Origin of the sequence: Aeromicrobium sp. NPDC092404, from assembly GCF_040684095.1 — a bacterium.
In the GTDB taxonomy this organism is placed as follows: Bacteria; Actinomycetota; Actinomycetes; order Propionibacteriales; family Nocardioidaceae; genus Aeromicrobium.
Map to the genome: position 1 here is coordinate 874,360 of NZ_JBFBFI010000001.1, position 24,481 is coordinate 898,840.

General features: G+C 68.4%; 26 protein-coding genes. 21 read left to right on the plus strand and 5 right to left on the minus strand.

Annotation, left to right across the window (positions count from 1 at the left end):
- Nucleotides 1-36 precede the first annotated feature (36 nt).
- The 16 genes from AB0N22_RS04405 (at nucleotide 37) to AB0N22_RS04480 (ending at nucleotide 15,717) form a co-directional block, all read left to right on the plus strand.
- Nucleotides 37-684: a TetR/AcrR family transcriptional regulator gene (locus AB0N22_RS04405; protein WP_364636551.1), complete on the plus strand. Its 648-nt coding sequence runs from the start codon at nucleotides 37-39 to the stop codon at nucleotides 682-684.
- Nucleotides 656-2,158, plus strand: coding sequence for a depupylase/deamidase Dop (gene dop / locus AB0N22_RS04410; protein ID WP_364636553.1), 1,503 nt, complete (start codon nucleotides 656-658; stop codon nucleotides 2,156-2,158). The genes AB0N22_RS04405 and dop overlap by 29 nt, the downstream gene beginning before the upstream one ends.
- 4 nt (nucleotides 2,159-2,162) lie before the next feature.
- Complete coding sequence (locus tag AB0N22_RS04415; protein ID WP_364636555.1) at nucleotides 2,163-2,933, plus strand: lytic murein transglycosylase; 771 nt, start codon at nucleotides 2,163-2,165, stop codon at nucleotides 2,931-2,933.
- A 188-nt stretch (nucleotides 2,934-3,121) separates the two neighbouring features.
- The gene (locus tag AB0N22_RS04420; RefSeq protein WP_364636557.1) at nucleotides 3,122-3,316 is read left to right on the plus strand and encodes a ubiquitin-like protein Pup; all 195 of its coding nucleotides are present in this window, start codon (nucleotides 3,122-3,124) and stop codon (nucleotides 3,314-3,316) included.
- Complete coding sequence (prcB, locus tag AB0N22_RS04425) at nucleotides 3,316-4,131, plus strand: proteasome subunit beta (RefSeq protein WP_364639214.1); 816 nt, start codon at nucleotides 3,316-3,318, stop codon at nucleotides 4,129-4,131. Before AB0N22_RS04420 ends, prcB begins: the two co-directional genes overlap by 1 nt.
- 13 nt (nucleotides 4,132-4,144) lie before the next feature.
- On the plus strand, nucleotides 4,145-4,840 hold the full coding sequence (prcA, locus tag AB0N22_RS04430; RefSeq protein ID WP_364636559.1) for a proteasome subunit alpha: 696 nt from the start codon (nucleotides 4,145-4,147) through the stop codon (nucleotides 4,838-4,840).
- A 345-nt stretch (nucleotides 4,841-5,185) separates the two neighbouring features.
- Nucleotides 5,186-6,016 (plus strand): phosphatase PAP2 family protein, encoded by an 831-nt coding sequence (locus AB0N22_RS04435; protein ID WP_364636561.1) that lies wholly within the window; start codon nucleotides 5,186-5,188, stop codon nucleotides 6,014-6,016.
- On the plus strand, nucleotides 6,013-6,633 hold the full coding sequence (locus AB0N22_RS04440; RefSeq protein WP_364636563.1) for a DedA family protein: 621 nt from the start codon (nucleotides 6,013-6,015) through the stop codon (nucleotides 6,631-6,633). The genes AB0N22_RS04435 and AB0N22_RS04440 overlap by 4 nt, the downstream gene beginning before the upstream one ends.
- Before the next feature lie 73 nt (nucleotides 6,634-6,706).
- Nucleotides 6,707-8,068 (plus strand): Pup--protein ligase, encoded by a 1,362-nt coding sequence (pafA, locus tag AB0N22_RS04445; RefSeq protein WP_364636565.1) that lies wholly within the window; start codon nucleotides 6,707-6,709, stop codon nucleotides 8,066-8,068.
- Nucleotides 8,069-8,138: 70 nt separating this feature from the next.
- Entirely contained in the window at nucleotides 8,139-9,056 is a 918-nt protein-coding gene (locus AB0N22_RS04450; RefSeq protein ID WP_364636567.1) for an FKBP-type peptidyl-prolyl cis-trans isomerase, read from the plus strand.
- Between the two features lie 12 nt (nucleotides 9,057-9,068).
- Nucleotides 9,069-10,040: a WYL domain-containing protein gene (locus AB0N22_RS04455; RefSeq protein WP_364636569.1), complete on the plus strand. Its 972-nt coding sequence runs from the start codon at nucleotides 9,069-9,071 to the stop codon at nucleotides 10,038-10,040.
- Nucleotides 10,037-10,993, plus strand: a complete 957-nt coding sequence (locus tag AB0N22_RS04460) for a WYL domain-containing protein (protein WP_364636571.1) — start codon at nucleotides 10,037-10,039, stop codon at nucleotides 10,991-10,993. Before AB0N22_RS04455 ends, AB0N22_RS04460 begins: the two co-directional genes overlap by 4 nt.
- 21 nt (nucleotides 10,994-11,014) lie before the next feature.
- A complete protein-coding gene (gene tatA, locus AB0N22_RS04465) occupies nucleotides 11,015-11,239 on the plus strand; it encodes a Sec-independent protein translocase subunit TatA (RefSeq protein WP_364636573.1) in 225 nt (74 codons plus the stop codon).
- Between the two features lie 54 nt (nucleotides 11,240-11,293).
- Nucleotides 11,294-12,061, plus strand: a complete 768-nt coding sequence (gene tatC / locus AB0N22_RS04470; RefSeq protein WP_364636575.1) for a twin-arginine translocase subunit TatC — start codon at nucleotides 11,294-11,296, stop codon at nucleotides 12,059-12,061.
- A gap of 15 nt (nucleotides 12,062-12,076) precedes the next feature.
- Nucleotides 12,077-12,955 carry a YegS/Rv2252/BmrU family lipid kinase gene (locus tag AB0N22_RS04475; protein WP_364636577.1) on the plus strand — a complete coding sequence of 293 codons (879 nt, stop codon included), beginning with the start codon at nucleotides 12,077-12,079 and terminating at the stop codon, nucleotides 12,953-12,955.
- A 35-nt stretch (nucleotides 12,956-12,990) separates the two neighbouring features.
- Nucleotides 12,991-15,717 carry a DEAD/DEAH box helicase gene (locus tag AB0N22_RS04480; protein WP_364636579.1) on the plus strand — a complete coding sequence of 909 codons (2,727 nt, stop codon included), beginning with the start codon at nucleotides 12,991-12,993 and terminating at the stop codon, nucleotides 15,715-15,717.
- A 5-nt stretch (nucleotides 15,718-15,722) separates the two neighbouring features.
- On the opposite strand, the gene AB0N22_RS04485 is transcribed toward AB0N22_RS04480, so the two are convergent.
- The 3 genes from AB0N22_RS04485 to AB0N22_RS04495 all read right to left on the minus strand — a co-directional run bounded on the left by AB0N22_RS04485 (nucleotide 15,723) and on the right by AB0N22_RS04495 (nucleotide 18,719).
- Nucleotides 15,723-16,625, minus strand: a complete 903-nt coding sequence (locus AB0N22_RS04485) for a 5'-3' exonuclease (protein ID WP_364636581.1) — start codon at nucleotides 16,623-16,625, stop codon at nucleotides 15,723-15,725.
- A gap of 25 nt (nucleotides 16,626-16,650) precedes the next feature.
- Entirely contained in the window at nucleotides 16,651-17,070 is a 420-nt protein-coding gene (locus AB0N22_RS04490; RefSeq protein ID WP_364636582.1) for a PLDc N-terminal domain-containing protein, read from the minus strand.
- 122 nt (nucleotides 17,071-17,192) lie between these two features.
- Nucleotides 17,193-18,719: a M28 family metallopeptidase gene (locus AB0N22_RS04495; protein ID WP_364636584.1), complete on the minus strand. Its 1,527-nt coding sequence runs from the start codon at nucleotides 18,717-18,719 to the stop codon at nucleotides 17,193-17,195.
- A gap of 117 nt (nucleotides 18,720-18,836) precedes the next feature.
- Here AB0N22_RS04495 and AB0N22_RS04500 point away from each other — a divergent pair, with 117 nt between their 5' ends.
- From AB0N22_RS04500 to AB0N22_RS04515, 4 genes are all read left to right on the plus strand, one after another.
- A complete protein-coding gene (locus AB0N22_RS04500; protein WP_364636586.1) occupies nucleotides 18,837-19,916 on the plus strand; it encodes a Xaa-Pro peptidase family protein in 1,080 nt (359 codons plus the stop codon).
- Nucleotides 19,913-21,409, plus strand: a complete 1,497-nt coding sequence (lnt, locus tag AB0N22_RS04505; RefSeq protein WP_364636588.1) for an apolipoprotein N-acyltransferase — start codon at nucleotides 19,913-19,915, stop codon at nucleotides 21,407-21,409. The genes AB0N22_RS04500 and lnt overlap by 4 nt, the downstream gene beginning before the upstream one ends.
- On the plus strand, nucleotides 21,406-22,143 hold the full coding sequence (locus AB0N22_RS04510) for a polyprenol monophosphomannose synthase (RefSeq protein WP_364636590.1): 738 nt from the start codon (nucleotides 21,406-21,408) through the stop codon (nucleotides 22,141-22,143). The genes lnt and AB0N22_RS04510 overlap by 4 nt, the downstream gene beginning before the upstream one ends.
- 62 nt (nucleotides 22,144-22,205) lie before the next feature.
- Nucleotides 22,206-22,577 carry a VOC family protein gene (locus AB0N22_RS04515; protein WP_364636592.1) on the plus strand — a complete coding sequence of 124 codons (372 nt, stop codon included), beginning with the start codon at nucleotides 22,206-22,208 and terminating at the stop codon, nucleotides 22,575-22,577.
- A 4-nt stretch (nucleotides 22,578-22,581) separates the two neighbouring features.
- On the opposite strand, the gene AB0N22_RS04520 is transcribed toward AB0N22_RS04515, so the two are convergent.
- Together AB0N22_RS04520 and AB0N22_RS04525 are read right to left on the minus strand one after the other, a co-directional pair.
- Entirely contained in the window at nucleotides 22,582-23,019 is a 438-nt protein-coding gene (locus AB0N22_RS04520; protein ID WP_364636594.1) for a VOC family protein, read from the minus strand.
- A gap of 141 nt (nucleotides 23,020-23,160) precedes the next feature.
- Nucleotides 23,161-23,631 (minus strand): hypothetical protein, encoded by a 471-nt coding sequence (locus tag AB0N22_RS04525; RefSeq protein ID WP_364636596.1) that lies wholly within the window; start codon nucleotides 23,629-23,631, stop codon nucleotides 23,161-23,163.
- Between the two features lie 403 nt (nucleotides 23,632-24,034).
- Here AB0N22_RS04525 and AB0N22_RS04530 point away from each other — a divergent pair, with 403 nt between their 5' ends.
- On the plus strand, nucleotides 24,035-24,469 hold the full coding sequence (locus tag AB0N22_RS04530; protein WP_364636598.1) for a hypothetical protein: 435 nt from the start codon (nucleotides 24,035-24,037) through the stop codon (nucleotides 24,467-24,469).
- The last annotated feature ends 12 nt before the right edge of the window (nucleotides 24,470-24,481 follow it).

Here is a 24,481-nt window from a genome sequence, read left to right on the forward strand (position 1 = left end):
CGGTATACTTTCAGTGTAGATCGCGAAGGAGCCTGCATGACGACCATCACGCCACCGCGGATGACCCCCACCGCACACCGCATTCTCGACACCGCCGCCGTGTTGTTCTACGAGAACGGGCTGCGCGCGGTCGGCGTCGAGCGCATCGCCGAGGAGGCCGACACCACCAAGAAGACGATCTACGACCGGTTCGGCTCCAAGGACGGGCTGATCACGGCTTACCTGCGTCAGAGGTGCGACCGGTGGCACGCGTACGTGACGTCGTACGTCGAGGAGCGATTCCCTGGCCCGACCCCGTATCGCGTCCTGGGCGTCCTCGATGCGCTGGCCAGCTGGATGGCGGTCAACTCACGTGGCTGCGGGTTCGTCAACGCCTACGCCGAGCTCGCCGGCACGGATCACCAGGGATTGCCCATCATCGCGGAGGAGAAGGAGTGGACGCGCGACTTCTATATCCGTCTCCTGCGGGAGGCCGGCGTGCCGGAGGCCGAGCGTCGTGGCCGAGAGGTGGCGCTGGTGCACGAGGGCGCGATCGTCCAGCTGACCGCCGGTGCCCAGCCGGATGCCCTGTCGGACGCCCGCTCGCTGGTCGGCCGTCTCGTCGACGACGGTGTCGCCGCGCGTGACGCCTCGGGCGGGACCGTAGGCTGGGCGCATGACAGTCAGGCGCGTGCAGGGGAGTGAGGTCGAGTACGGCATCGCCGTGCAAGGACAGCCGCACGCCAACCCCATGGTGGCGTCCACGCACGTCGTCAACTCCTACGCCGCAGCGCACGGACTGACCCGTCGGGCGCGCTGGGACTTCGAGGAGGAGAACCCGCTGCGCGACGCGCGCGGCTTCGACCTCAGCCGCGAGGTCGCGGACCCGTCGCAGCTGACCGACGAGGACATGGGCCTGGCCAACATCATCCTGACCAACGGCGCGCGGCTCTATGTCGATCATGCGCACCCGGAGTACTCCAGCCCCGAGGTGACCAACCCCCTCGACGTGGTCCTGTGGGAGAAGGCGGGGGAGAACGTCATGCGGCTCGGGGCCGAGCTCGCCGCAAACATTCCCGGCACCGCGCCGATCGTGCTCTACAAGAACAACATCGACAACAAGGGCGCGTCCTACGGCTCCCACGAGAACTACCTCATGCGACGGGACGTGCCGTTCGACCAGATCGTCGAGCACCTCACGCCGTTCTTCGTGTCGCGGCAGGTGTTCACCGGCGCCGGTCGGGTCGGCCAGAAGCAGGACGGCAGCGTCCACGCGTTCCAGATCAGCCAGCGGGCCGACTACTTCGAGGTCGGCGTCGGGCTCGAGACGACGCTCAAGCGACCGATCATCAACACTCGCGACGAGCCGCACGCCGACCCCAAGAAGTACCGCCGGCTGCACGTCATCATCGGCGACGCGAACTGCTCAGAGACCGCGATCTACCTCAAGCACGGCACGACGTCACTCGTCCTCGCGATGATCGAGGCGGGGTTCCTGACCCGCAGCCTGGCCCTGTCGGCACCCGTCACGGCCCTGCACGACATCTCGTACGACCCCACGCTGACGCAGAAGGTCGAGCTCGAGGACGGACGCACCGTCACCGCGCTGGAGCTGCAGGGAGAGTATCTCCGCCTGGCCAAGGAGTTCGTCGCGCGCGAGGGCTCCGACGAGCAGACCGACGACGTCCTGCGACGGTGGGAGAGCGTCCTCGACCGACTGGCTCGCGACCCCATGGAGTGCGTGCGAGAGCTCGACTGGGTCGCCAAGCTCGCCCTCCTCGAGCGCTACCGCGAGCGCGACGGCCTCGAGTGGGACCACGCGAAGCTGCACCTCGTGGACGTGCAGTACCACGACATCAGGCTGCACAAGGGGCTCTACCACCAGCTCGTCCGCACGGGCCGGATCGACCGGCTGCTCACCGAGGACCAGATCGCCGCGGCCGTCACCGACCCGCCGCGCGACACCCGGGCGTACTTCCGCGGCATGTGCCTGGCGAGGTTCTCTAAGGACATCGCCGCTGCGTCGTGGGACTCGGTCATCTTCGACCTGCCGGGGCAGGACTCGCTGCAGCGCATACCGACGATGGAGCCGCTTCGCGGGACCGCCGAGCACGTCGGCGGGCTGTTCGAGGCCAGCGGCACCGCCAGCGAGCTGTTCGCCGCGATCACCGGGCGATAGCCCGATGTCCGACGACGCAGCACGCAGGGAGCGGCGCATCACCGGCGCCATCGCCGTCACGGCCCTGCTCGGGGTCGCGGCTCTCGTGGTGGCGGCCGGCCTGCTCGTGAAGTCCCCACCGTCCGGGCCGCGTGCCGCGCCGACACCGACGACCACGATGAAGCCGGTCAAACCGGTCTCCGAGGCCGTGGCCCCGGCGCCGACGCCCTCGGGTGAGCGCATCTCAGCCGCCTGGCTCTCCGACCTGTCACGCAGGACCGGGATCGGCACCGTCGCTCTCGAGGCCTACGCCTTGGCATCCGTACGCCTCGCGCGGGAGCAGCCCGGATGCCATGTGGGCTGGTCGACGCTGGCCGGCATCGGCTCGATCGAGTCCGGCCACGGCACCTTCGGAGGCAGCCGTGTGGAGGCGGACGGCGACACGACCCGGCCGATCGTCGGGCCGCCGCTCGACGGCACCTCCGGCACCGCCCGCATCCCGTCGGACGAGGAGTCCGAGAAGTGGCACGGCGACACGGAGTGGGACCGCGCCATGGGGCCGATGCAGTTCATCCCCTCGACCTGGCGCCGGTGGGAGTCCGACGGCAACGACGACGGGACGGCCGACCCCAACAACATCGTCGACGCGGCGTACGCGGCTGCCCGATATCTCTGCGCCTCGGGGCGCGACCTGCGGACCGGCGAGGGCTGGACGCAGGCGGTCTTCTCCTACAACCACTCCGAGGAGTACGTCCGCAACGTCGTCGCGCGGACCAACTCCTTCGTCGACAGCTAGCCGGGCGTGGCGCGGGCGGGGCCCGTCTCCTGGAATGGTGCTCGGCCCCCGCCCGCTGGACATCCGCTGTTGGCTCAACGAGACGTCCACGCGCCCCGTACCCTCTCGCGGCGCTGCCTATCCACCCGTTCGGCCTCAAGCGTGTCGACACCAGCACGCGTCTGGCTCCACCGGGATAGGGTTGAGGCATGTCAGAGCAGCAGCACAAGAGCACCCGCAAGGCCAGCGAGCCCGAGGCCGAGGTCGACACCACCGAGGTCGACTCCGAGCGCAAGGAAAAGCTCGACGACGACGTCGACTCGATCCTCGACGAGATCGACGACGTGCTCGAGGAGAACGCCGAGGAGTTCGTGCGCAGCTTCGTGCAGAAGGGTGGGCAGTGATGCTGCCTGACGGCACGCGACTGTCCGAGACCTCGTCCTTCGCCGACTACCTCTCCGTCAGGGCACCTGAGCTGCTGCCCTCGGCCCGCACGACCGACGGAGGGAGCCTCGCAGGCGTCACGCACGGCACCACGATCGTCGCGGCCACGTTCGACGGCGGTGTCGTCATGGCGGGCGACCGGCGCGCCACGATGGGCAACGTCATCGCCCAGCGCGACATCCAGAAGGTCTTCCCGACCGATGAGTACTCGTGCGTCGGCATCGCCGGGACCGCAGGCCTCGCCGTCGAGATGACACGACTGTTCCAGGTCGAGCTCGAGCACTACGAGAAGATCGAGGGCACGGTCCTGTCGACCGACGGCAAGGCCAACCGGCTCGCCGCCTTGATCCGCAACAACCTCGGCATGGCCATGCAAGGACTCGCCGTGGTCCCGCTGTTCGCCGCCTACGACCTTGACGCCGGCGTCGGGCGCATCTTCGCCTTCGACGTCACCGGCAACCGCAACGAGGAGCGCGCCTTCCACTCGGTCGGCTCGGGCTCGACGTTCGCACGTGGCTCGCTCAAGAAGCTCTACCGCGAGGGCATGAGCGAGTCCGACGCCGTGACCGCCGCGATCCAGGCGCTCTACGACGCAGCGGACGACGACACCGCGACGGGCGGGCCCGACCTGGCTCGTCGGATCTTCCCGATGGTCGGCGCCATCAGCGCCAATGGCTACCGCGCCTACTCCGAGGACGAGACCGCGGCGATCGCCGACCAGGTCATCGCCGCCCGGATGGGTCGCCCCGACGGCCCCTCGGCCCCCCTGACGTGAGAGGACCGACCCGATGACGCAACCGTTCTACGTCTCGCCCGAGCAGCTGATGAAGGATCGGGCGGACTTCGCCCGCAAGGGCATCTCCCGCGGGCGCAGCGTGGCTGTCGTCCAGTACGCCGACGGCATCCTCTTCGTTGCGGAGAACCCCTCCCAGGCCCTGCACAAGATCAGCGAGATCTACGACCGCATCGGCTTCGCCGCGGTGGGCCGCTACAACGAGTTCGAGAACCTCCGGATCGCCGGCGTGCGCCTGGCCGACCTGCGCGGCTACTCCTACGACCGCCGTGACGTCACAGCGCGTGGCCTCGCCAACGCGTACGCCCAGACCCTCGGCACGATCTTCTCCTCCGGCGGCGAGAAGCCCTACGAGGTGGAGATCTTCGTGGGCGAGCTCGGGGACGAGCCGGCCCAGGACCAGGTCTACCGGCTGATGTACGACGGCTCGGTCGCGGACATCCAGGGCTTCGGCGTGATGGGCGGACAGAGCGAGCTCGTCGAGACCTATCTCGGTGAGCACTACCGCGAGGGACTGGCGTTGAGCGAGGCGATCAAGATTGCGGTCACCGCACTCGGCCAGGACGCCACGCCACCCCGGTCGGTCGAGGCATCCGCCCTCGAGGTCGCGGTGCTGACCCGTTCCCGCACGCAGCCGCGCAAGTTTCGCCGACTCCGCGACGAGGACGTCGTCGCAGCGCTCGGCAGCTGATCGAGGGGAGTCGCTGGCCGTGACCCAGGTCACTGCGGCGGAAGTGGAAAGTTGGTTCCGGTTGACTCTACGATAAGTGGAGACACTGTCCGCATATCCGCCGGAGCCCACCATGACCGCCGCGACGCCTCCCGTCCTTCACGGGGCCCGGTCGTTGTCGCGCAGCGCCGGCCGCGACGGTCGCGTTCGGGTCTCCGCCCGCCACGAGGGGGGTGCCACCCCGCCACGCGGGCGGCTGGGCACCCCTGGGTCTGCGCTCAGCTCGATGGCTCGAGGTCGCCGGATCCGGTGTGCTGGTGAGCATGGCCGGTCGACCGATTGGTGCCTCACCGAAGGAGAGCCGAGATGACCTCCGAGCTGACGATCCCGCGCAACGCACGCTCGGCGCCCGCACGGTCGACGCGCACCGCCAAGCCGCGGGTGCCCGCGGTCCTCAGCCGAATCGGCCTGCACCCCGGTCTCCGGGAGGTCATGGTCCTGGCGGCGCTCTGGATCGCCTACAGCGCCAGCCGCATGTTCGCCGACGACGACCTCGGCATCGCCCGCGAGCGAGCCACCGACGTCCTCGGCATCGAGCGCTACGTGCACCTCGACGTCGAGGCGTGGCTCAACTCAGCACTCTCCGGCGTGCCATCGATCGCCGTACCGATGTCGTTCTGGTACGCCTCGCTGCACTACCTGGTCACCCCGGCCGTCCTGGTCTTCATCTTCTGGAGGCATCGCAGCGACTACCGCCGGGCACGCAACGCGCTCGTCGTCGGTTCCGCGATCGGCCTCGTCGCGTACGTGCTGATCCCGACCGCCCCGCCTCGCCTGATGGGCGCCGGCTACATCGACACGCTGGCGCAGTCCGCCTCGTACGGCTGGTGGTCCGGTCACGCCTCGGCCCCGGCGGGCCTCGGTGGGCTCACGAACGAGCTGGCCGCGATGCCGTCCCTGCACGTCGGCTGGACCGTCTGGGTCGCGTGGGCCATGTGGCAGTACGTCGGACGCACCGGCCGACTGCTGTCCGTGCTCTACGTCGCGGGCACGACCCTCGTCGTCGTCGCGACCGGCAACCACTGGGTGCTCGACGCGATCATGGGTGCCGTGGTCGTCATGATGGGCATCATGGCCGCGTCCCGGCTGGCCTCCCGCTCGTCGGCACGGCCGACAGAGCCGACGACCTCATGGTGACGTCACTGCTCGGATTCATGTTCGCGTTCGCGGAGTCGGGTCTCGGCCTGGGGGCCGTGCTGCCCGGAGAGGTCGCCATCTCGAGCCTCGCGGCCAACGCCGACGGCACGCTCTCTCTGCTGGCCCTAGGCACCGCGGTCGCCTCGGGGGCGAGCGCCGGCGACCACCTCGGCTACGCGATCGGCCGGTCCGGAGGGTCACGGCTGCGCGGATCCCGGCTCGTCGCTCGCCTCGGGCGCGACCGTTGGGACAGGGCCACCGAGCTGATGCAGGCGCATGGCTTCTGGGCGATCCTCGTCAGCCGGCTGCTCCCGTTCGTCCGCACCGTCATGCCGGCCGTGGCGGGAGCTGCACACCTGCGCTACCCGCGCTTCCTGCTTGCGTCGGTGCTGGGCGCCGTGGCGTGGTCGGCCGTCTGGGTGGGTGCCGGCGCCGGGCTGGCCGCGAGCGGCGTGCTCGACAACACCCCCGTCGTCGTCGCGACGGTGATGGCCTTCCTGCTCGGCGGGATCGCGCTGCGGACCGTGCGCAGGCACCAGCGGCGGATCGTGCCGGCTCGCGTCAAGGACGTCAACGACCTCGACGACCGGATGCCGCAGCCGACCTGTGTGGCCTGAACCGGGTCGCTACAAGTCAGTGACGTTCGCGCGCCGCCCCGCAGGGACTGGTGTCCCGGACTAGGCTGAATGCATGGACCGGCGGATCTTCGGCATCGAGAACGAGTACGGCGTCACCTGCTCGTTCAAGGGCCAGCGCCGCCTGTCGCCCGACGAGGTCGCCCGCTACCTCTTCCGCCGCGTCGTGTCCTGGGGTCGCAGCAGCAACGTCTTCCTGCGCAACGGAGCCCGCCTCTACCTCGACGTCGGGAGCCATCCGGAGTACGCCACACCGGAGTGCGACGATCTCGTCGACCTCGTGACGCACGACCGAGCAGGGGAGCGCATCCTCGAGGGCCTCATGATCGACGCCCAGAAGCGCCTTGCCGACGACGGCGTCGAGGGCGACATCTACCTGTTCAAGAACAACACCGACTCGGCCGGCAACTCCTACGGCTGCCACGAGAACTACCTCGTCAGCAGGCAGGGCGAGTTCAGCCGGCTCGCCGACGTCCTGATCCCGTTCCTGGTGTCGCGACAGATCATCTGCGGTGCCGGCAAGATCCAGCAGACCCCGCGCGGCACGATCTTCTCGGTCAGCCAGCGTGCCGAGCACATCTGGGAGGGCGTCTCCAGCGCGACGACCCGTTCACGCCCCATCATCAACACCCGCGACGAGCCGCACGCCGACGCCGAGCGGTTCCGCCGCCTGCACGTCATCGTCGGCGACTCCAACATGAGCGAGACGACGACGCTGCTCAAGGTCGCGACGACCGACCTGGTGCTGCGGATGATCGAGGGCGGGGTGTCGATGCGCGACATGACCCTCGACAACCCCATCCGCGCGATCCGCGAGATCGCGCACGACATGACCGGTCGCCGCAAGGTGCAGCTCGCCAACGGGCGCGAGCTGTCCGCCCTCGAGATCCAGGCCGAGTACTTCGGCAAGGCCGCCGAGTTCGTCGACAAGCACGGGCTGCACACGCCCACGATCACCCGCGCCCTCGACCTGTGGGAGCGCACGCTCAAGGCCGTGGAGTCCGAGGACCTGTCGCTCGTGGAGCGCGAGGTCGACTGGGTCATCAAGTACAAGCTGCTCGACCGCTACCGCAACGTCAACGGGCTCAGCTGGGGCGACCCACGCATCGCGCAGCTCGATCTCGCCTATCACGACATCCGCCGCGACCGCGGCATCTTCTACCTGCTGGAGAAGAAGGGCGCCGTCGCCCGCGTGACCAACGATCGCGACGTCTTCGCCGCGAAGTCCATACCGCCGCAGACCACGCGAGCGCGCCTGCGCGGAGACTTCATCAAACGAGCGCAGGAACGCCGCCGCGACTTCACCGTCGACTGGGTGCACCTGAAGCTCAACGACCAGGCGCAGCGCACGGTCCTGTGCAAGGATCCGTTCCGGTCGCACGACGAGCGGGTGCAGAGGCTGATCGACGGGATGTGACGACGGTCGCCTTGTCGGCTGTCGTTAGGATGATCGACGATCTGTTTTCCCCATCCCGAAGGTCGTTCCCGTGCGTCGAATTCTCCTGGCAACTGTCGCTGCCACCAGCCTCGTTCTCGCTGGATGCGGCGGAAGCGACTCCGGCGGCGCGGCCCTCGGTGACGTCAAGGTCAGCTCGGCCAAGAGCCCCAAGGTGACGGTCGACAAGGGATTCAAGGTCAGCAAGACCACGACCAAGGTCCTGAAGAAGGGCGGCGGCGAGGCTCTGGCCGACGGCGATGCCGTCAAGGTCAACTACGTCGCGGTCAACGGCCGCACGGGCAAGCAGTTCGACAGCTCGTTCACGACCGGCAAGCCGCTCACGCTGACCCTCGACAAGACCGCGGTGCTGCCGGGCTTCGTCAAGGGTCTGTCCGGCAAGAACATCGGCAGCCGGGTCCTCGTCGCGATTCCGCCCAAGGACGGCTTCGGCGAGGCCAACGCACAGCTCGACCTCAAGAAGGGCGACACCATGGTGTTCCTCTTCGACGTGGTCTCCAAGGCCGCCACCGAGGCCTCCGGCACCGCCAAGAAGCTGCCCGCGGACGTGCCGACGCTGAAGCTCGACGCCGACAAGAAGCCCTCGACCTTCGTCAAGACCAAGAAGACGCCCGGCAAGATCACCAAGGCGAGCGCCCACGTCCTCATCGAGGGCAAGGGCCCCGAGATCAAGATGGACCAGACCCTCAACGTGCACTACCTCGGCCAGATCTACCCGGCCGGCAAGGTCTTCGACTCCTCCTGGTCGCGTGGCGCGCCGACGACCTTCCCGCTCAGCGAGGGACAGCTCATCAAGTGCTGGACCGACCTGCTGCCCGGCCAGCGGGTCGGCAGCCGCGTCGTGCTGGAGTGCCCCGCCGACGTCGCCTACGGCGACAAGGGACAGGGCGAGGACATCAAGAAGGGCGACACGCTGATCTTCGCCATCGACTTGCTCGACGCTTCCTGACATCCTCCTGACATGGCCGAACGCAAGACCGAGAGGTTGATGAACCTCATCTTCGCGTTGCTGGTCAGTCGCCAGTACCTCACGAAGGACCAGATCCGCGAGTCGATCGCCGACTACCGCGACTCGACGCCGCAGGCGTTCGACCGCAAGTTCGAGCGCGACAAGGAGGAGCTGCGCGAGCTCGGCATCACCGTCGAGATGGGCCAGAACGACAAGTACTTCAACGACGAGCCGGGATATCGCATCCGTCGTGACGAGGCCGAGCTGCCCGACCTCGAGCTGACCCGCGAGGAGGCCGCGGTCATCGGACTCGCGACCCAGGTGTGGGAGCACGCCGGCCTCGCGAGCGAGTCGACGACAGCGCTGGTCAAGCTCAAGGCGATCGGCGTTGACGTCGACACCAGCGTCCTGCGCATGGCCGAGCCGAGGCTGTCGACCGACGAGCCGTCGTTCGACGCCATGTGGGAGGCCGTCACGCGGCGGATCCCCGTGACGTTCGCCTATGCGCGCCCCGGCCAGGAGCCCATGCTGCGGCACCTCGAGCCGTGGGGCATCATCTCGTGGCACGACCGCTGGTACGTCGGGGGATTCGACCTGGATCGCGGCGAGGCCCGCGTCTTCCGGCTCTCCCGCGTCATCGGCGAGGTCGAGACCGACGGCGCCCCCGGTTCGTACGAGGTGCCCGAGGGCGTCGACATCAAGCACATCGCGCGTGACCTCTTCCCGCCGCAGTCCGACGTCGCGGCCGTGCTGCAGATCCGCAAGGGTCGCGGCCAGTCCTTGCGGCGTCTCGCCGAGAAGGTGACACCGCTGACCGACGACCTCGATGAGGTCGAGGTCCGCTACTCGTCGCGCTGGGAGCTCGCCTCCGAGGTCGCCTCGTACGGTCCCGATGTCGTCGTGGTGTCGCCGCCCGACGTGCGCGAGACCGTCATCGAACGCCTCAAGGCGGCCGCCCACGGCAGCCTGGGAGTCAACGCATGAGCCGGTCCCGGCAGCAGGTGGTCCGGATGTTGGCGCTCGTGCCCTACCTGCAGGGCAACGACGGCATTCCCGTCAACGAGGTCGCGGCGGAGTTCGGCGTCACTCCCAAGGTCATCCGCGACGACCTCCGCCTGCTGATGTACACCGGCACGGGGGAGTACGCCGGCGAGCTCATCGACTTCGACCTCACGGCGCTCGAGGAGGACGGTGTCGTGCACATCCGCGACGCCGAGTTCATGACCCGGCCGCTGCGCATCAGTGCGCGCGAGGGCGTCGCCCTGATCGTCGCGCTCCGCACGCTCCGCGCCTCGGCCAGCGGCTCGGAGCTCACCGTCATCGACAGCGCCCTCGCCAAGCTCGAGAGCGCGGTCGGCGACACGGCCTCGCCGCCCGTCGACGTGCTGGTCGACGAGGTCGACCCCACTATCCACACCTCGGTGGTCCACGCTCTGGCCAACGGCAAGAGGCTGCAGCTGTCCTACGCGACGGTCGCGCGGGACGAGCAGACCGTACGCGCCGTCGATCCGCGTCGCCTGTTCACCGAGCAGGGCAAGCTCTACCTCGAGGCCTGGTGCCTCAGGGCCCAGGACCTGCGGTTCTTCCGGCTCGACCGGGTCATCGAAGCCGAGGTCACCGAGATCGACGCCGAGGACCACGACGTCCAGGAGCGCGACCTGTCTGACGGGATCTTCACGGTCGGCGAGCAGACGCCCTATGCCCTGGTCGACCTGCACCCGCGAGCGCACTGGCTGACCGAGTACTACCAGGTCGACCTGCTCGAGCAGAACGACGACGGCATCTGGCGCGCCAAGCTCTACGGCGCCGACTGGGCCTGGCTCCGCCGCCTCGTGCTCCGCAATGCGGGTTCGGTCGCCGTTGTCGAACCAGACTTATTGCGTTCACAGGTGGTTGACGACGCCAGGGCAGCCTTGGCCGCGTACGATGAACAGTGAACCGCCTTCCTAGGAGTTGTCATGCCGAACCTTGGTACCACTGAGATCCTTCTCGTGCTCGCCGTCGTGATCCTGCTGTTCGGCGCCAAGAAGCTCCCCGAGCTCGCACGTGGGTCAGGCAAGGCGCTGCGCATCTTCAAGACCGAGGTCAAGGCTCTGCACGACGACGATGACGACGAGGTCAAGCCCGCATCCCTCGAGTCGGTCAAGGCCACCGAGACCGACAAGAAGACCGAACAGGGCTGACGCTTGGCGCTTCGGCGCGGCAAGCCCCCGGCACCGGGCGGCACGATGCCGCTCATGGATCATCTGCGCGAGCTGCGCAACCGGCTCGTCCGGGCGATCCTCGCGATCTTCGTCGCCACGGTCATCGCATGGGCGTTCTACGACCAGATCCTCGAGTTCCTGACGCATCCCTACAACGAGATCAAGCCGCTGCTCAAGGAGCGCGGCATCGACTCCGAGATCGTCATCACGGGCATCGGCGGCGCCTTCACGTTCCAGCTCAAGATCTCTCTCGTCGCCGGCATCCTGCTGTCGAGCCCGGTGTGGCTCTGGCAGGCGTGGGCCTTCATCCTTCCCGCCATGCACCGCAACGAGAAGCGCTGGGCCGCGCTGCTCACCGCCACCGGGGCACCGCTGTTCGTCGGGGGAGCGGCCTTGGCGTACGTCGTGCTGCCCAAGGCGATCGACGTCCTGATCGGCTTCGTGCCCGACGGCGTCGACAACCTGATCACCGGCGCCGAGTACTTCGACTTCATCGTGCGGATGATGCTGGTGTTCGGCGTGGCGGCCGAGATCCCGCTCGTGGTGATCCTGCTCAACCGCCTCGGCGTCGTGAGCGGACGGCAGCTCGCGTCCTCCCGACCGTGGACGGTCATTGGGGTCTTCGTCTTCGCCGCCATCGCGACGCCGAGCACGGACCCGCTGTCGATGCTGTTCCTGGCCGTGCCGATGACGGTGCTCTACCTGATCGCCGAGGTCATCGCCAGGCTCACCGACCGCCGGAAGTCCAAGGCGGCGCCGGCCGAGCTTGCCGACGATGAGCTCTCGCCCCTCGACGACTAGCCCTACGCTGCTCCCATGCACTACGCACTCGTCGTCAACCCCACGTCCGGCAGACGCCGTGGGGAGGCGATCGCCGCGCAGGCCGCCGTCCGGCTGGGTCACGCGGGTCACGTCACCACACGGATCCAGGGCGAGAACGCGTCGGCGGCCCGTGACCAGCTGAAGCAGGCGATCGACGCCGGTCTCGACGGCGTCATCGTGGTCGGCGGCGACGGCGCGCTCCACGGTGTGCTCGACCACGTCGCCGACTCCGATCTGGCGTTCGGGCTGATCCCCGCCGGCACCGGCAACGACACGGCCCGTTCCCTCGGCATCCCGGTCAAGGACGTCGACGCTGCCGTCGACCTGATCGCCGCCGGCCACGTCCGGACCGTCGACCTGGCCCGCACGGGGGAGGCGTACGTCGCGACCGTGATCGCCTCGGGCTTCGACTCCAAGGTCAACGAGCGCGCCAACGCGATGACGTGGCCCCGCGGCAACATGCGCTACAACATCGCGATCCTGGCCGAGCTGCGTGAGTTCGAGCCGCTCGCGTTCACGTTGACCCTCGACGGCCGGACCATCGAGCGTGAGGCGATGCTCGTCGCGGTCGGCAACGGTCCGTCGTTCGGTGGCGGCATCCGCATCTGCGAGGGCGCATCGATGGACGACGGTCTGCTCGACGTCGTCGTAATCAATCCCGTCAGCAAGGGCAAGCTCATCCGCGTCTTCCCCCAGCTCTACCGCGGCACCCACGTCACCCTGCCGGAGTTCGAGCGTCACCTGGTGCACGAGGTGACGCTCTCGTCGCCCGGCATCGTGGCGTACGGGGACGGTGAACGACTCGGCCCGCTGCCCATGACCACGACGGTGCAGCCGGGCGCGTTGCGGGTCTTCGCACCACCCGCGCCGTGAACGGCAGATCACCCGCCCACGCGTAGGCTGGACGTATGACCAGCCCGGCCGAGAAGTACGCCAGCTCCCGCGCCGCCCGGGCCCATCCGCACCTGGCCGCGTTCCGCGGGCACTACTCGTTCGAGCTCGACAGCTTCCAGGTCGAGGCGTGCAAGGTCGTCGAGGACGGCCATGGCGTGCTCGTCGCGGCACCCACCGGCTCGGGCAAGACGCTCGTCGGCGAGTTCGCGGTGCACCTGGCCCTCGAGACCGGCCGCAAGTGCTTCTACACGACGCCCATCAAGGCCCTCTCCAACCAGAAGTACGCCGACCTGGTCGCCCGCCACGGCGCCGAGAACGTGGGACTCCTGACGGGTGACAACACGATCAACGGCGAGGCGCCAGTGGTCGTGATGACGACCGAGGTCCTGCGCAACATGCTTTACGCAGGGTCTCGCACGCTCGACACCCTCGGCTACGTCGTGATGGACGAGGTGCACTACCTCGCCGACCGCATGCGCGGCGCGGTGTGGGAGGAGGTCATCATCCACCTGCCCGAGTCTGTGTCCGTGATCTCGCTGTCGGCAACGGTGTCCAACGCCGAGGAGTTCGGGGACTGGCTGACCGAGGTGCGCGGCGACACCGTCACGATCGTCGAGGAGCGCCGACCCGTCCCGCTGCACCAGCACGTGCTCGTCGGCCGCAAGATGTTCCCCCTGTTCGAGTCGAGCGCCGATGACCAGGGCGTCGAGGTCAACCAGGCGCTCACCCGCATCGCCCGCGACGACTGGCAGTACACCCGGATGCAGAAGAGCCGGCCCGGCAAGGGCGGCAAGCGACCCCGCAGCCGCCATCGCACGGCCAGCCGGGTCGAGGTCGTCGAGCGGCTCGACGCCGAGGGCCTGCTGCCGGCGATCTGCTTCGTGTTCAGCCGGGTGGGCTGCGCCGCCGCGGTCAAGCAGTGCCTCGACGCCCGACTGACCCTCACGACCCCGGAGGAGCAGGCGGAGATCGGCGCGGTCGTGGATGCGACGTGCTCGCACCTGCCCGAGGACGATCTCCACGTGCTGGGCTTCTACGAGTTCCGCGACGCCCTCGTGCGCGGCATCGCCTCGCACCACGCCGGCATGCTGCCGACGTTCAAGGAGTGCGTCGAGGTGCTGTTCAGCGAGGGCCTCGTCAAGATCATCTTCGCCACGGAGACCTTGGCGCTCGGCATCAACATGCCGGCTCGGTCGGTCGTCATCGAGAAGCTGTCGAAGTGGAACGGCGAGACCCACGCGAACATCACCCCGGGGGAGTACACCCAGCTCACGGGCCGAGCCGGCCGTCGCGGGATCGACGTCGAGGGGCACGGTGTCGTGCTGTGGCAGCCGGGCCTTGACCCCAAGCAGGTCGCAGGCCTGGCCAGCACCCGCACCTACCCCCTGAACTCGTCGTTCCAGCCGTCCTACAACATGGCCGTCAACCTGGTGGGCCAGGTCGGCCGCACGATCGCGCGAGAGCTGCTCGAGCAGTCGTTTGCGCAGTTCCAGGCCGACCGTGCTGTCGTCGGGCTGGCCAAGCAGATCCGCAAGGCCGACGAGGCGCTCGAGGGCTATCGCGAGGCCGCGGAGTGCGACAAGGGCGACTTCATGGAGTACGCCGCGCTGCGCCGTGAGCTCAGCGACATCGAGGCATCCGGGTCCAAGGCCCGCCGCGCGGCCGACCGCCAGGAGGTCGTCGAGTCCCTCGTCAAGCTCAAGCCCGGTGACGTCATCAACGTGCCCGCGGGTCGCTGGGCCGGCATCGCCGTCGTGCTCGATCCGGGACGTACGACCGACAACGACGGACCCCGGCCCATGGTGCTGACCGCCAACCGGCACGCCCGGCGACTCGCGATGGTCGACTTCAGCACGCCGGTGGCGCCCATCACGACGATGCGCATCCCCAAGTCGTTCAACGCCCGCAACCCGCAGTCGCGCCGCGACCTGGCCTCGCAGCTGCGCAACCGTGCCGAGGGCGTGGCCTGGCGGCAGGACAAGCCCTACCGGGAGAGCGCGACCCGTGAGGACCCGCGGATCGCGGCGATCCGCGACAAGCTGCGCATCCACCCGTGCCACAGCTGCCCCGACCGGGAGAAGCACGCCCGCTGGGCCGAGCGCTATTCCAAGCTCGAGCGCGACACCGCCAACCAGCGCGGCCGCATCGAGTCACGCACCAACACCGTCGCCCGGCAGTTCGACCGCGTCTGCGAGGTGCTGGACGTCCTGGGTTACCTCGACGGCGACCTCGTGACCGACGACGGCAAGCGCCTCCAGCGGCTCTACAGCGAGCTCGACCTCCTGGTCAGCGAGTGCCTGCGCGGGGGAGTGTGGGACGGCCTGGAGGCCGCCGAGCTGGCCGCGGTGGTGAGCGGACTGACGTACGAGTCACGCAACGCCGACGACGCCCCGGCTCCGCGCTTCCCGACCGAACGGGTGCGCGAGGTCGCCGACACCATGACGCACCTGTGCACCGACCTGCAGCGGCTCGAGCGCGAGCACCGCGTGAGGTTCCTGCACGAGCCCGACTTCGGCTTCGCGAACGCCGTCTGGCAGTGGAGCATGGGCGCGACGCTCGATGACGTGCTGGGCCAGATGGATCTCGCGGCGGGTGATTTCGTCCGGGCCATGAAGCAGCTGATCGACGTGGTGGCGCAGATCGCCGACGCCGCAGGTCCGGGCCCCCTGCGGGACACCGCCCGCGAGGCGCTCGACCTGCTGCGCCGAGGTGTCGTCGCCTACACCAGCATCACGAGCTGAGCCGATCAGTTGGCGAGGGCCGTCAGGATGCGGTCGGTGGCCCCGCCGAGGCCCCAGGTCTCGCCGAACACCCGGAACGCCTCCTCCTGCACCGGCGCGGTCAGCACCTCGAAGTCGCACGCCTCGCGGTTGACCGCCACGACTGTGCGCGCTGCCGTGATGTAGTCGACCGAGTCGAGCAGCGACTGGCGGACCCGCGGCTTGATCGACGACCAGCGGTCCTGTGCCGCGGTGAGGATGCCGTCGATGTCACCGAACTCCTTGAGCAGCACCGCCGCCGTCTTGTCGCCGATGCCGGCGACTCCGGGCAACCCGTCTGATGCGTCGCCGCGCATGACGGCGAAGTCGACGTACTGGGCGGCGTCGATGCCGTACTTGGCGCGGATCCAGGCGTTGTCGACGACGTCGTGCTTGGACACACCGCGGGCGACGTAGAGGACCCGGACGTCGCGCTCGTCGTCGACGAGCTGGAACAGGTCGCGGTCGCCCGTGACGATGTCGACCGGGCCCTCCCACGTCGAGGCGAAGGTGCCGATGATGTCGTCAGCCTCGGCGTCCGGCGCACCGACGACGGGAATGCCGAGCAGAGCGAAGGCCTCCGCGATCAGGGGCACCTGGGGGCCCAGCAGGCCGCCCGTCGTGTCGGCCTCGCCGCCCTCGGTGTCGAGCCGCTGGGTCTTGTAGGACGGGATCAGGTCGACCCGCCACTGGGGCCGCCAGTCGTCGTCCCAGCAGGCCACGATCGACTCGGGCCGGTACTGCGTCGTCAGCGTCGACGTGAAGTCGAGGATGCCGCGCAACGCGTTGACGACCGTCCCGTCGGGCGCCTTCAACGAGTCGGGCACGCCGAAGAACGCCCGGAAGTAGAGACTCGCGCTGTCGAGGAGCAGCAGTCGACCATGTGCCATGGGCCGAGCCTAGTGCTGCGCGCTGTCAGGTCGCGGAGCTGTCGCCCTCTTCGAGCTCGCGGCGCTGCCGTTCACCGAGCTCACGCTGCTGTGCCTCCCGGTATGCCCGGCGCTGCTCCTCGGCCCGCTCACGCAGGCGTCGCAGAAACGCCTCGTCATCCTCGGGGTTGCCGGCAGCCGCACGCCCGGGCCGTTCGTGCTCGGGGAACGACGACGGGTGGCCGTGGTTGCCCTTGTAGGGCATCGAGGCGGCGGCGTCGGCCTGCGGCCGGCCGGCAACGAGCCAGGCGATCGAGCCGATGAGCGGGAAGAACAGCACGAGCAGGACCCAGACGATCTTGCTCAAGTTGCGGCACGCGTGCTCGTCGGTCGAGATGACGTCGAGCAGGCAGAAGATCCACAGGCCCAGCACGATCAGCCCCAGCACTCCGTCGAGCAGCAGCACGTCGACTTCCTCCCACGTCCATCGGTCGCCACATCATGGCAGTCACGACTGGCGGTCCGCGGCAGAACGCACAGATCGGCGCCACCACCGCGAGGGTGATGGCGCCGACCGTCAGAAACGACTCAGCGAGCCGGTGCGTGCACCTTGCCCTTGAGCGAGCCGGACTTCTTGGCCGCGACCTTCTTGCGCTTCGCGTCGCCGTACAGCCCGGTCTTCGACAGCGTGAGGGCTGCGACGGAGTGAGCCGCCGCGTCCCCGAGCTGGTCGATCGCCGTCGTGCTCAGGTTGGTGATGTCGTCACACGCCTGGTGGTAGCACGGGTCGTACCACTCGCCGGCCGTGCCGCCGTAGATCGCTGCCTGCTCCGGCGTCTTGACGCCTTCTGCTCCGCTGAACAGGCCACCGGCCGGGATGCCGACCTCGATGAACGGTCCGTAGTCGGACCGGCCGTCGAAGTCGGTCGGCTCGGAGGCGAGCCCCTTCTTGGCGAAGTAGTCGAGGAACACCTGCTCGATCTGCGCCGACCCGGCAGGGCCGGCGTCACCGTTCGACCCGTCTCCGTCATAGACGAAGCGGACGAAGTTGGGCGAGCCGATCATGTCGAAGTTGAGATTCGCGTAGATCTTGGCGCGCTGGGCATCCGTCAGGCTCTCGACGTAGTGGTAGGAGCCGAGCAGGCCCTTCTCCTCAGCACCCCAGAAGGCGAACCGGACCGGGCGCTGGGCCTTGTTGTCGGTGTTCGTCTTGGTGTACTGCTTCGCGATCTCCAGGATGCCGGCGGTGCCGGTGCCGTTGTCGTTGATGCCCGGCCCCTCGGCGACGCTGTCGAGGTGTGCCCCCACGACGACGACCTGGTCGGAGTTCTTCGTCTTGCCCGGCAGGTCAGCGATGATGTTGCTGGTCTCGCGCTCGAGGTCGACCTCCGTCTTGGTGGTGATGCGGACCGTGCCGCCCTTGCTCAGCTCGACGCCGTCGGCGTACGAGGCTCCGACGACCGGGATGTCGACGGGGTTGCCGAGCGTTCCGGTCAGCACCTCCGTACGGCCCTCCTGGCCCTCGTTGAAGATGATGGCCGCGTCATAGCCGGCCGCCTGGGCGTTTGCCGCCTTGACGCCGAAGTCGCAGGCGCCGCGCTGGATGAGGGCGACCGCAGGCTCGGCCCCGGCTGCGGGGAAGTCCTCCGGCTCGCAGCCGGACGTCGTGCTGCTGGGCTCCTCGTCCGGCGGGATCACGAGAGCGATGTTGGTCAGGGCCCCAGTCACGTCGCCGCTGCCGGAGTAGTCGAACGAGTGGGTCTCGATCGTCCGCTGGGTCGGGGTCAGCTGCGTCAACGTCCCAGGCTCGAGATCGCGGCTGAACGGGAAGGTGAAGGTCTGGCGGGTCACCTTGTAGCCCGCCTTCTTGAGCTCGGCCGCGACGTAGTCGGCTGACGCGTCGTAGCCCGGCAGGCCGGACGCCCGGTTGCCGCCGTTCTTGTTGGCGATGACCTGGAGCTGTCGCAAGGTCTGGAGCTGTCCGTTGACCGTGACGGCCTTGGTGAGCTTGCTGGTGTCCACCGGCTTCGGCTGGCTCTTGGCCGTTGCCGGTCCGGCGACGAGAAGGCTGGCCGTCAAGGTGACGGCAGCGATCGCTGGCAGGGTTCTGCGCATGTGATCCCCCGATCGAGAATGTGTTGGTGGTCACACCCTAGGTCCGGTCCGGCCACCTGTCATCTGCTGGACGATGCGCCACGGCCGGGACTGGAGCGGCACGGGTATCGTCTACCCGTGAACAGATGGCGCAAGGCACAGCAGCTGGCCGCATCGCGGGGCATCGACGCCCTGCTCATCACGCCGGGCGCCGACCTGCGCTACCTGACCGGCTACGTGGCACTGCCGCTCGAGCGGCTGACCTGCCTGGTGCTGCCTGCCGACGGGGATCCGACCCTCGTCGTGCCGACGCTCGAGAAGTCCGCCGCGATCGCGTCCGGCGTCGATGTGCAGCTCGAGTCCTGGGACGAGACCGACGACCCGTACGCCTTGGTCGCCTCGCTCGTGGGCGACGCCGGGACGATCGGGGTCGACGACCACATGTGGGCATCCCGGGTCTTCGCGTTCCGCGACGTGTTCCCCGAGGCGCGCCAGGTGCTCGGCGGGGGGATCGTGCAGGAGCTGCGCATCCGCAAGGACGCCGACGAGATCGCCGCGCTGCGCGACGCCGGCCAGGCGATCGACCGGGTCCACTCCCGCATGGGCGAGTGGCTCCGCCCGGGCCGCACCGAGCGTGAGGTCGGTGCGGACATCGCCCGGGCGATCCTCGACGAGGGGCACGAGACGGTCGACTTCGTCATCGTGGGCTCCGGCCCCAACGGCGCCTCGCCGCACCACGAGCTCTCCGACCGGGTCATCGAGCAGGGTGACCCGGTCGTCGTCGACATCGGCGGCACCAACGAGGCCGGCTACTGCTCGGACTCGACCCGCAACTACCTCGCCGGCGGCACCGTTCCCGCGACGTACGCCGAGGCGTACGCCGTGCTGCAGGCCGCGCAGCAGGCCCAACGGGAGCACGCGGGCCCCGGCGTGACGGCTGAGTCCATCGACGCCGTGGGCCGCGCCGTGATCGCCGATGCCGGATTCGGCGACCTGTTCATCCACCGCACCGGCCACGGCATCGGACAGGAGACCCACGAGGAGCCCTACATCGTCGAGGGCAACGACCTCGTCCTCGAGGAGGGCATGGCCTTCTCGATCGAGCCCGGGATCTACTTCGACGGCCGGTTCGGCGCGCGCATCGAGGACATCGCGGTCTGCACCGCCGACGGTCTCGAGGTGCTCAACAACACGCCGCGCGAGCTCGTCGTCCTGTGACGCCTGCCGTCGGCGGTCGGGTCGCCTGGCCCGCGGCCATCGTGCTGGGGGTCCTGTCGTCGCTCAACTTCGACCCCGTCGGCCTGCCGTTCGCCATGGTAGTGGGCGTCGCCGGCCTCATCTGGCTCGCCCACGCCCTGCGGGACGCCCGCAAGCGTACGGTGATGCTGACGGGCGCCTTGTACGGGTTGTCGTTCATGGGTCCGCTCATCTGGTGGATGCGGGCGGTCAGCGACGGCGCGTACGTCGGCCTGGTGATCGCCGAGACGCTGTTCTTCATCCCGATCATGCTGGCGCTGCGCGCCTCGGCGCGACTGCGCTGGTGGCCGTTGTGGGGAGCCGGCGTCTGGGTGCTCGGCGAGTGGGCCCGAGGGCGCTTCCCGTTCACCGGGTTCCCCTGGGGCCGGCTGGCGCACACGGCACTCGACACGCCGTTCGAGGCGTACGCCCGACTCGTGGCGATGCCGGGCACGAGTGCCGTGCTGTTCCTCGTCGCGAGCCTGCTCGTCGTGCTCGCGACCTCGAGCACGTGGCGAACGCGCGGCATCGCGATCGGCACGGTACTTGCGGTTGCCGGGCTCGGAGCCGTCCTGCCGACCGGTATCGCCGGCGCCGACGGCACCCGCAAGGTCGCGCTCGTGCAGGGCGACGTGCCGGGCGTCTTCCTGACCTGGCCGATCGGCGAGATCTTCAAGCTGCACGCCGCCGAGACCGACCGGCTCGCCGCCAGGATCGAGTCGGGCGAGGTGCCGAGGCCGGACATGGTGCTGTGGCCCGAGAACGCGACGGACACCGATCCGTACTTCGACGCTCCGGTCAAGGAGCGCATCGAGGAGCTCTCGGCCCGCATCGGCGCGCCGATCCTGGTCGGCGGCATCTTCGACGGACCGACGTCCTCGACGGCGTACAACGCCGGCGTGGTCTGGTCGCCGGACGGGCCGGGGGGGCGCTACGTCAAGCTCAAGCCCGTGCCGTTCGGGGAGTACGTCCCGTGGCGCGAGCAGGCGGGGTTCTTCGTCGACCGCCTCGCCCGTGACATCCCGCGCGACATGCTCGCCGGTGACGAGCCGGGCGTGCTGAAGATCGGAGCCACCGTGGTCGGTGACACGATCTGCTACGACATCGCCTACGACAGTGTGACCAACCGTGCGGTCGACGCCGGCGCGCAGATGATCGTCGTGCAGACCAGCAACGCCGCGTTCACCAACACCTCGCAGCCCGAGCAGCAGTGGGACATCTCGCGCCTGCGGGCGATCGAGACCGGCAGGTGGGTCGCCGTCCCGTCGACGAACGGCATCACCGGCGTGGTCGACCCCCACGGTCGCAGCGTCGAGCGTGCCCCCATGCACGAGCCCGCCACGCTCAGCGCCACGGTCACGCTCGCGTCCGGCAAGACCCCGGCCCTCGTCATCGGGGCGCCCCTGGAGTGGCTCCTGGTGGCCCTGGGTCTGGGAGCATGGTTCCTCGGAGCTCGGCGCAAGGAGGCACGATGAGCACGTTGGTCGTCATGCCGACCTACAACGAGGCCGACAACATCGCCTGGATCGTCGAGCAGCTGCATCTCGCCCAGCCCGACGTCGACGTGCTGATCGCGGACGACGGGTCGCCGGACGGCACCGGCGACATCGCCGACCGGATGGCCGCGTCGGATCCGCGGGTGCACGTTCTGCACCGCAGTGGCAAGCAGGGGCTCGGTTCGGCCTACCGTGCCGGCTTCGCGTGGGGGATCGAGCAGGGCTACGACGTCCTCGTCGAGATGGACGCCGACGGCTCCCACCGGCCCGAGGATCTCGGTCGGCTCCTCGACGCGAGTGCCACCGGTGCCGATCTCGTGCTCGGCTCCCGGTGGGTCGACGGCGGCGGCGTGGTCAACTGGCCGTGGCACCGGCGCTTCATCTCCCGCGGCGGAACCTTCTACGCGCGCCTGATGCTCGGCATCCCGATCAAGGACGCCACCGGAGGATTCCGGGCGTTCCGCCGGGAGACGCTCGAGCGGCTGCCGCTCGGCGAGGTCGCCTCGCAGGGCTACTGCTTCCAGATCGACATGGCACGACGCGTGCTGGCGGCAGGCATGACGATCGTCGAGGTGCCGATCACGTTCGTCGAGCGAGAGCGTGGCGAGTCCAAGATGAGCGGCGGCATCGTTCGCGAGGCGCTTTGGATGGTCACGATGTGGGGCCTCCAGCGCCTGATCTCCAAGCCTCGACGCCTCCGCCGTTCCTCTTGAGGCAGCACTCGCAGACGTACCAGCGGGATCATGCAGCCTGGCACGAGCTCTAGGATCACGTCATGGACGACCTCGCAGTCCCGATCCTGCCCAGCAAGGACCTGCGCGAGACCTTGGCGTTCTACGAGGCTCTCGGCTTCGAGAACCGTGGTGCGCCACCTGAGGACTGGGACTATTTGATCCTGGGCAGAGGCAATGCAGTCCTGCACTTCTACGCCGACCCGGACGTCGACCCCCTCCGCACCGCGGCGAGCTGCTACATCTACGTCGAGGATGCTCGGCAGCTGTACGAGACCTGGAGCGGCAAGGTCAAGGCCGAACCGGCCTCGGGTAGCCGGATCGTCGCCCCGGTCGAGACGGACTACGGGATGTGGGAGTTCCCCGTGGTGGACCTGAGTGGGAACCTCATCCGAGTGGGCTCACCGACGGCATGAGCGCCTAGTTCTTGTTGAGCTCTTCAGCGAGCATCACGATGATGCCGCTCGGGCCGCGGACGTACGTGAGCTTGTAGATGTCCTGGTATGTCGCCACACCCCGCAGCGGGTGGCAACCGTGCCGGGAAGCGACGGCGAGTGCTTCGTCGATGTCATCGACCGAGAAGGCAACCCGGTGCATGCCGATCTCGTTGGGTTGGGTCGGCTCAGTCTCGATCGCCTCGGGATGGATGTACTCGAAGAGCTCGAGCGTGCCATTGCCGTCGGGGGTCTGGAGCATGGCGATGTTGGCGTGGTTGCCGTCGAGGCCGACCGCCGTGTCGGTCCAGTCTCCGCTGACGGTGTCGCGACCGAGGACCGTGAGTCCGAGGTCGGTGAAGAAGGCGATCGCCTCTTCGAGGTCGCTGACGGCGATGCCGACATTCTCGAGCTTGATGGGCATGCGAGGCACCCTACCCATAGTGCTCGAATTGCACCCCAGGCAGACCGCAGCGGTGCGAAGACGACGACGCGACTCAATCTGCGGTCGTTCAGATGCCAGCGCGGGGCCTCAGGCAGTCCTGCAAGATGGCAAATGTGGCGCCTAGATCTGACCCGTGCGCATCAGCACCAGCGCATCCTCGTTCCACTCATCTTCCGACTGTGGCGGTGCTAGCTCGACACCAGCGATCCCGGCGAGGGCTCCAAAGCCCTCGGTGAGAACTGCGAGCAGCGCACGTGCCTCCTGCTCGGTCTCGGGAGTCTGCAACGAGTCGTCCAAGCTCAGGCCGAGGACGAGGTCCGCCTCCTCGGTGAGAGTGATGATGGCCCAGTCGTGCGCCTTTGCCCGGAGATACAGGGAGAACGCCGATCGAGCGGCCTCGTCTCGACAGAGTTCTGAGAGTTCCTCCCTGTCTTTCGGATCGGGTCGTTCGTGGACGAACGTCCGGACAAAGGGGGCGAACCGCGGATCGCCCGGATCATCCTCGTCGACGTATTCATCGATGAAGCGTTCCAGGACTGCCGGCTTGTCTGCAGTTCGAACGAAGACATATAAGTCGAAGTTTGGCGGCACGTCGACACGCTAGTGGCAACGCAACTGTGTGCGAAGACTTGACTACCGCGAGGCGGGCCGCGTCAGACTCGAGGCGGCGCTGGTGGTGGCTTCTCGTCGGGATCAAGTAACTCGGGCGCGGGATCCCTCCGCCATTTCACGTACTGCCACATCCATGCGGCTACACCGATCGCCAGCCCGACAACGAGGATGAGCTCAAACTTGCCTCGTGTTGTTGCGACGTCGATGAAGGGGCCGTACAGGCCGATCCACATGAGGCACAAGATCAACGATCCAATGCGTGGCCGTTCAGTCCCCATCCGGGAATTTTGATGTAGAGGTCTGCTAGCTGCAAGTGCGACCTCGTGCGGGGCCGCGCCGCTGATCGATCCCGTCACGTCTCGCGCCGTGCCATGATCGGCGGATGTCAAAGCGCGCGGTGCTCGTTCTTGCGGCGCTTGCGGGTCTGATCGGGCCGGCGCTACTGGTCGACTGGCAGCTGAGCAAGGGATCGGTGACGACCCGCGACGGAGTCACTTTGATCGAGGACAACCGGGCGCGCTTGTTCGAGTCAGTGTCTGTTGCGGGAATGGGCTTCACCGGCAACCTGGCGATGTCGTCCGAGGGCTGCGTCGGCACGATCTCACCGACCGGAGTCTTCGCGTCGATCATCTGGCAACACGGCACATCGCTGGTGTCGACCGACCCCCTGACGGTGCAGTTCGGCGGGCGTACCTACCGCGAGGGAGATGAGATCGAGTCTGGTGCGTCTGAGGGATCGGCTTCGGGGGAGACGTACGAGAGCGACATCCCGGATTCCTGTGAAGCTGACCAGTACGTTTTTGTGACGGAGGAATAGGGGTCCAGGCGG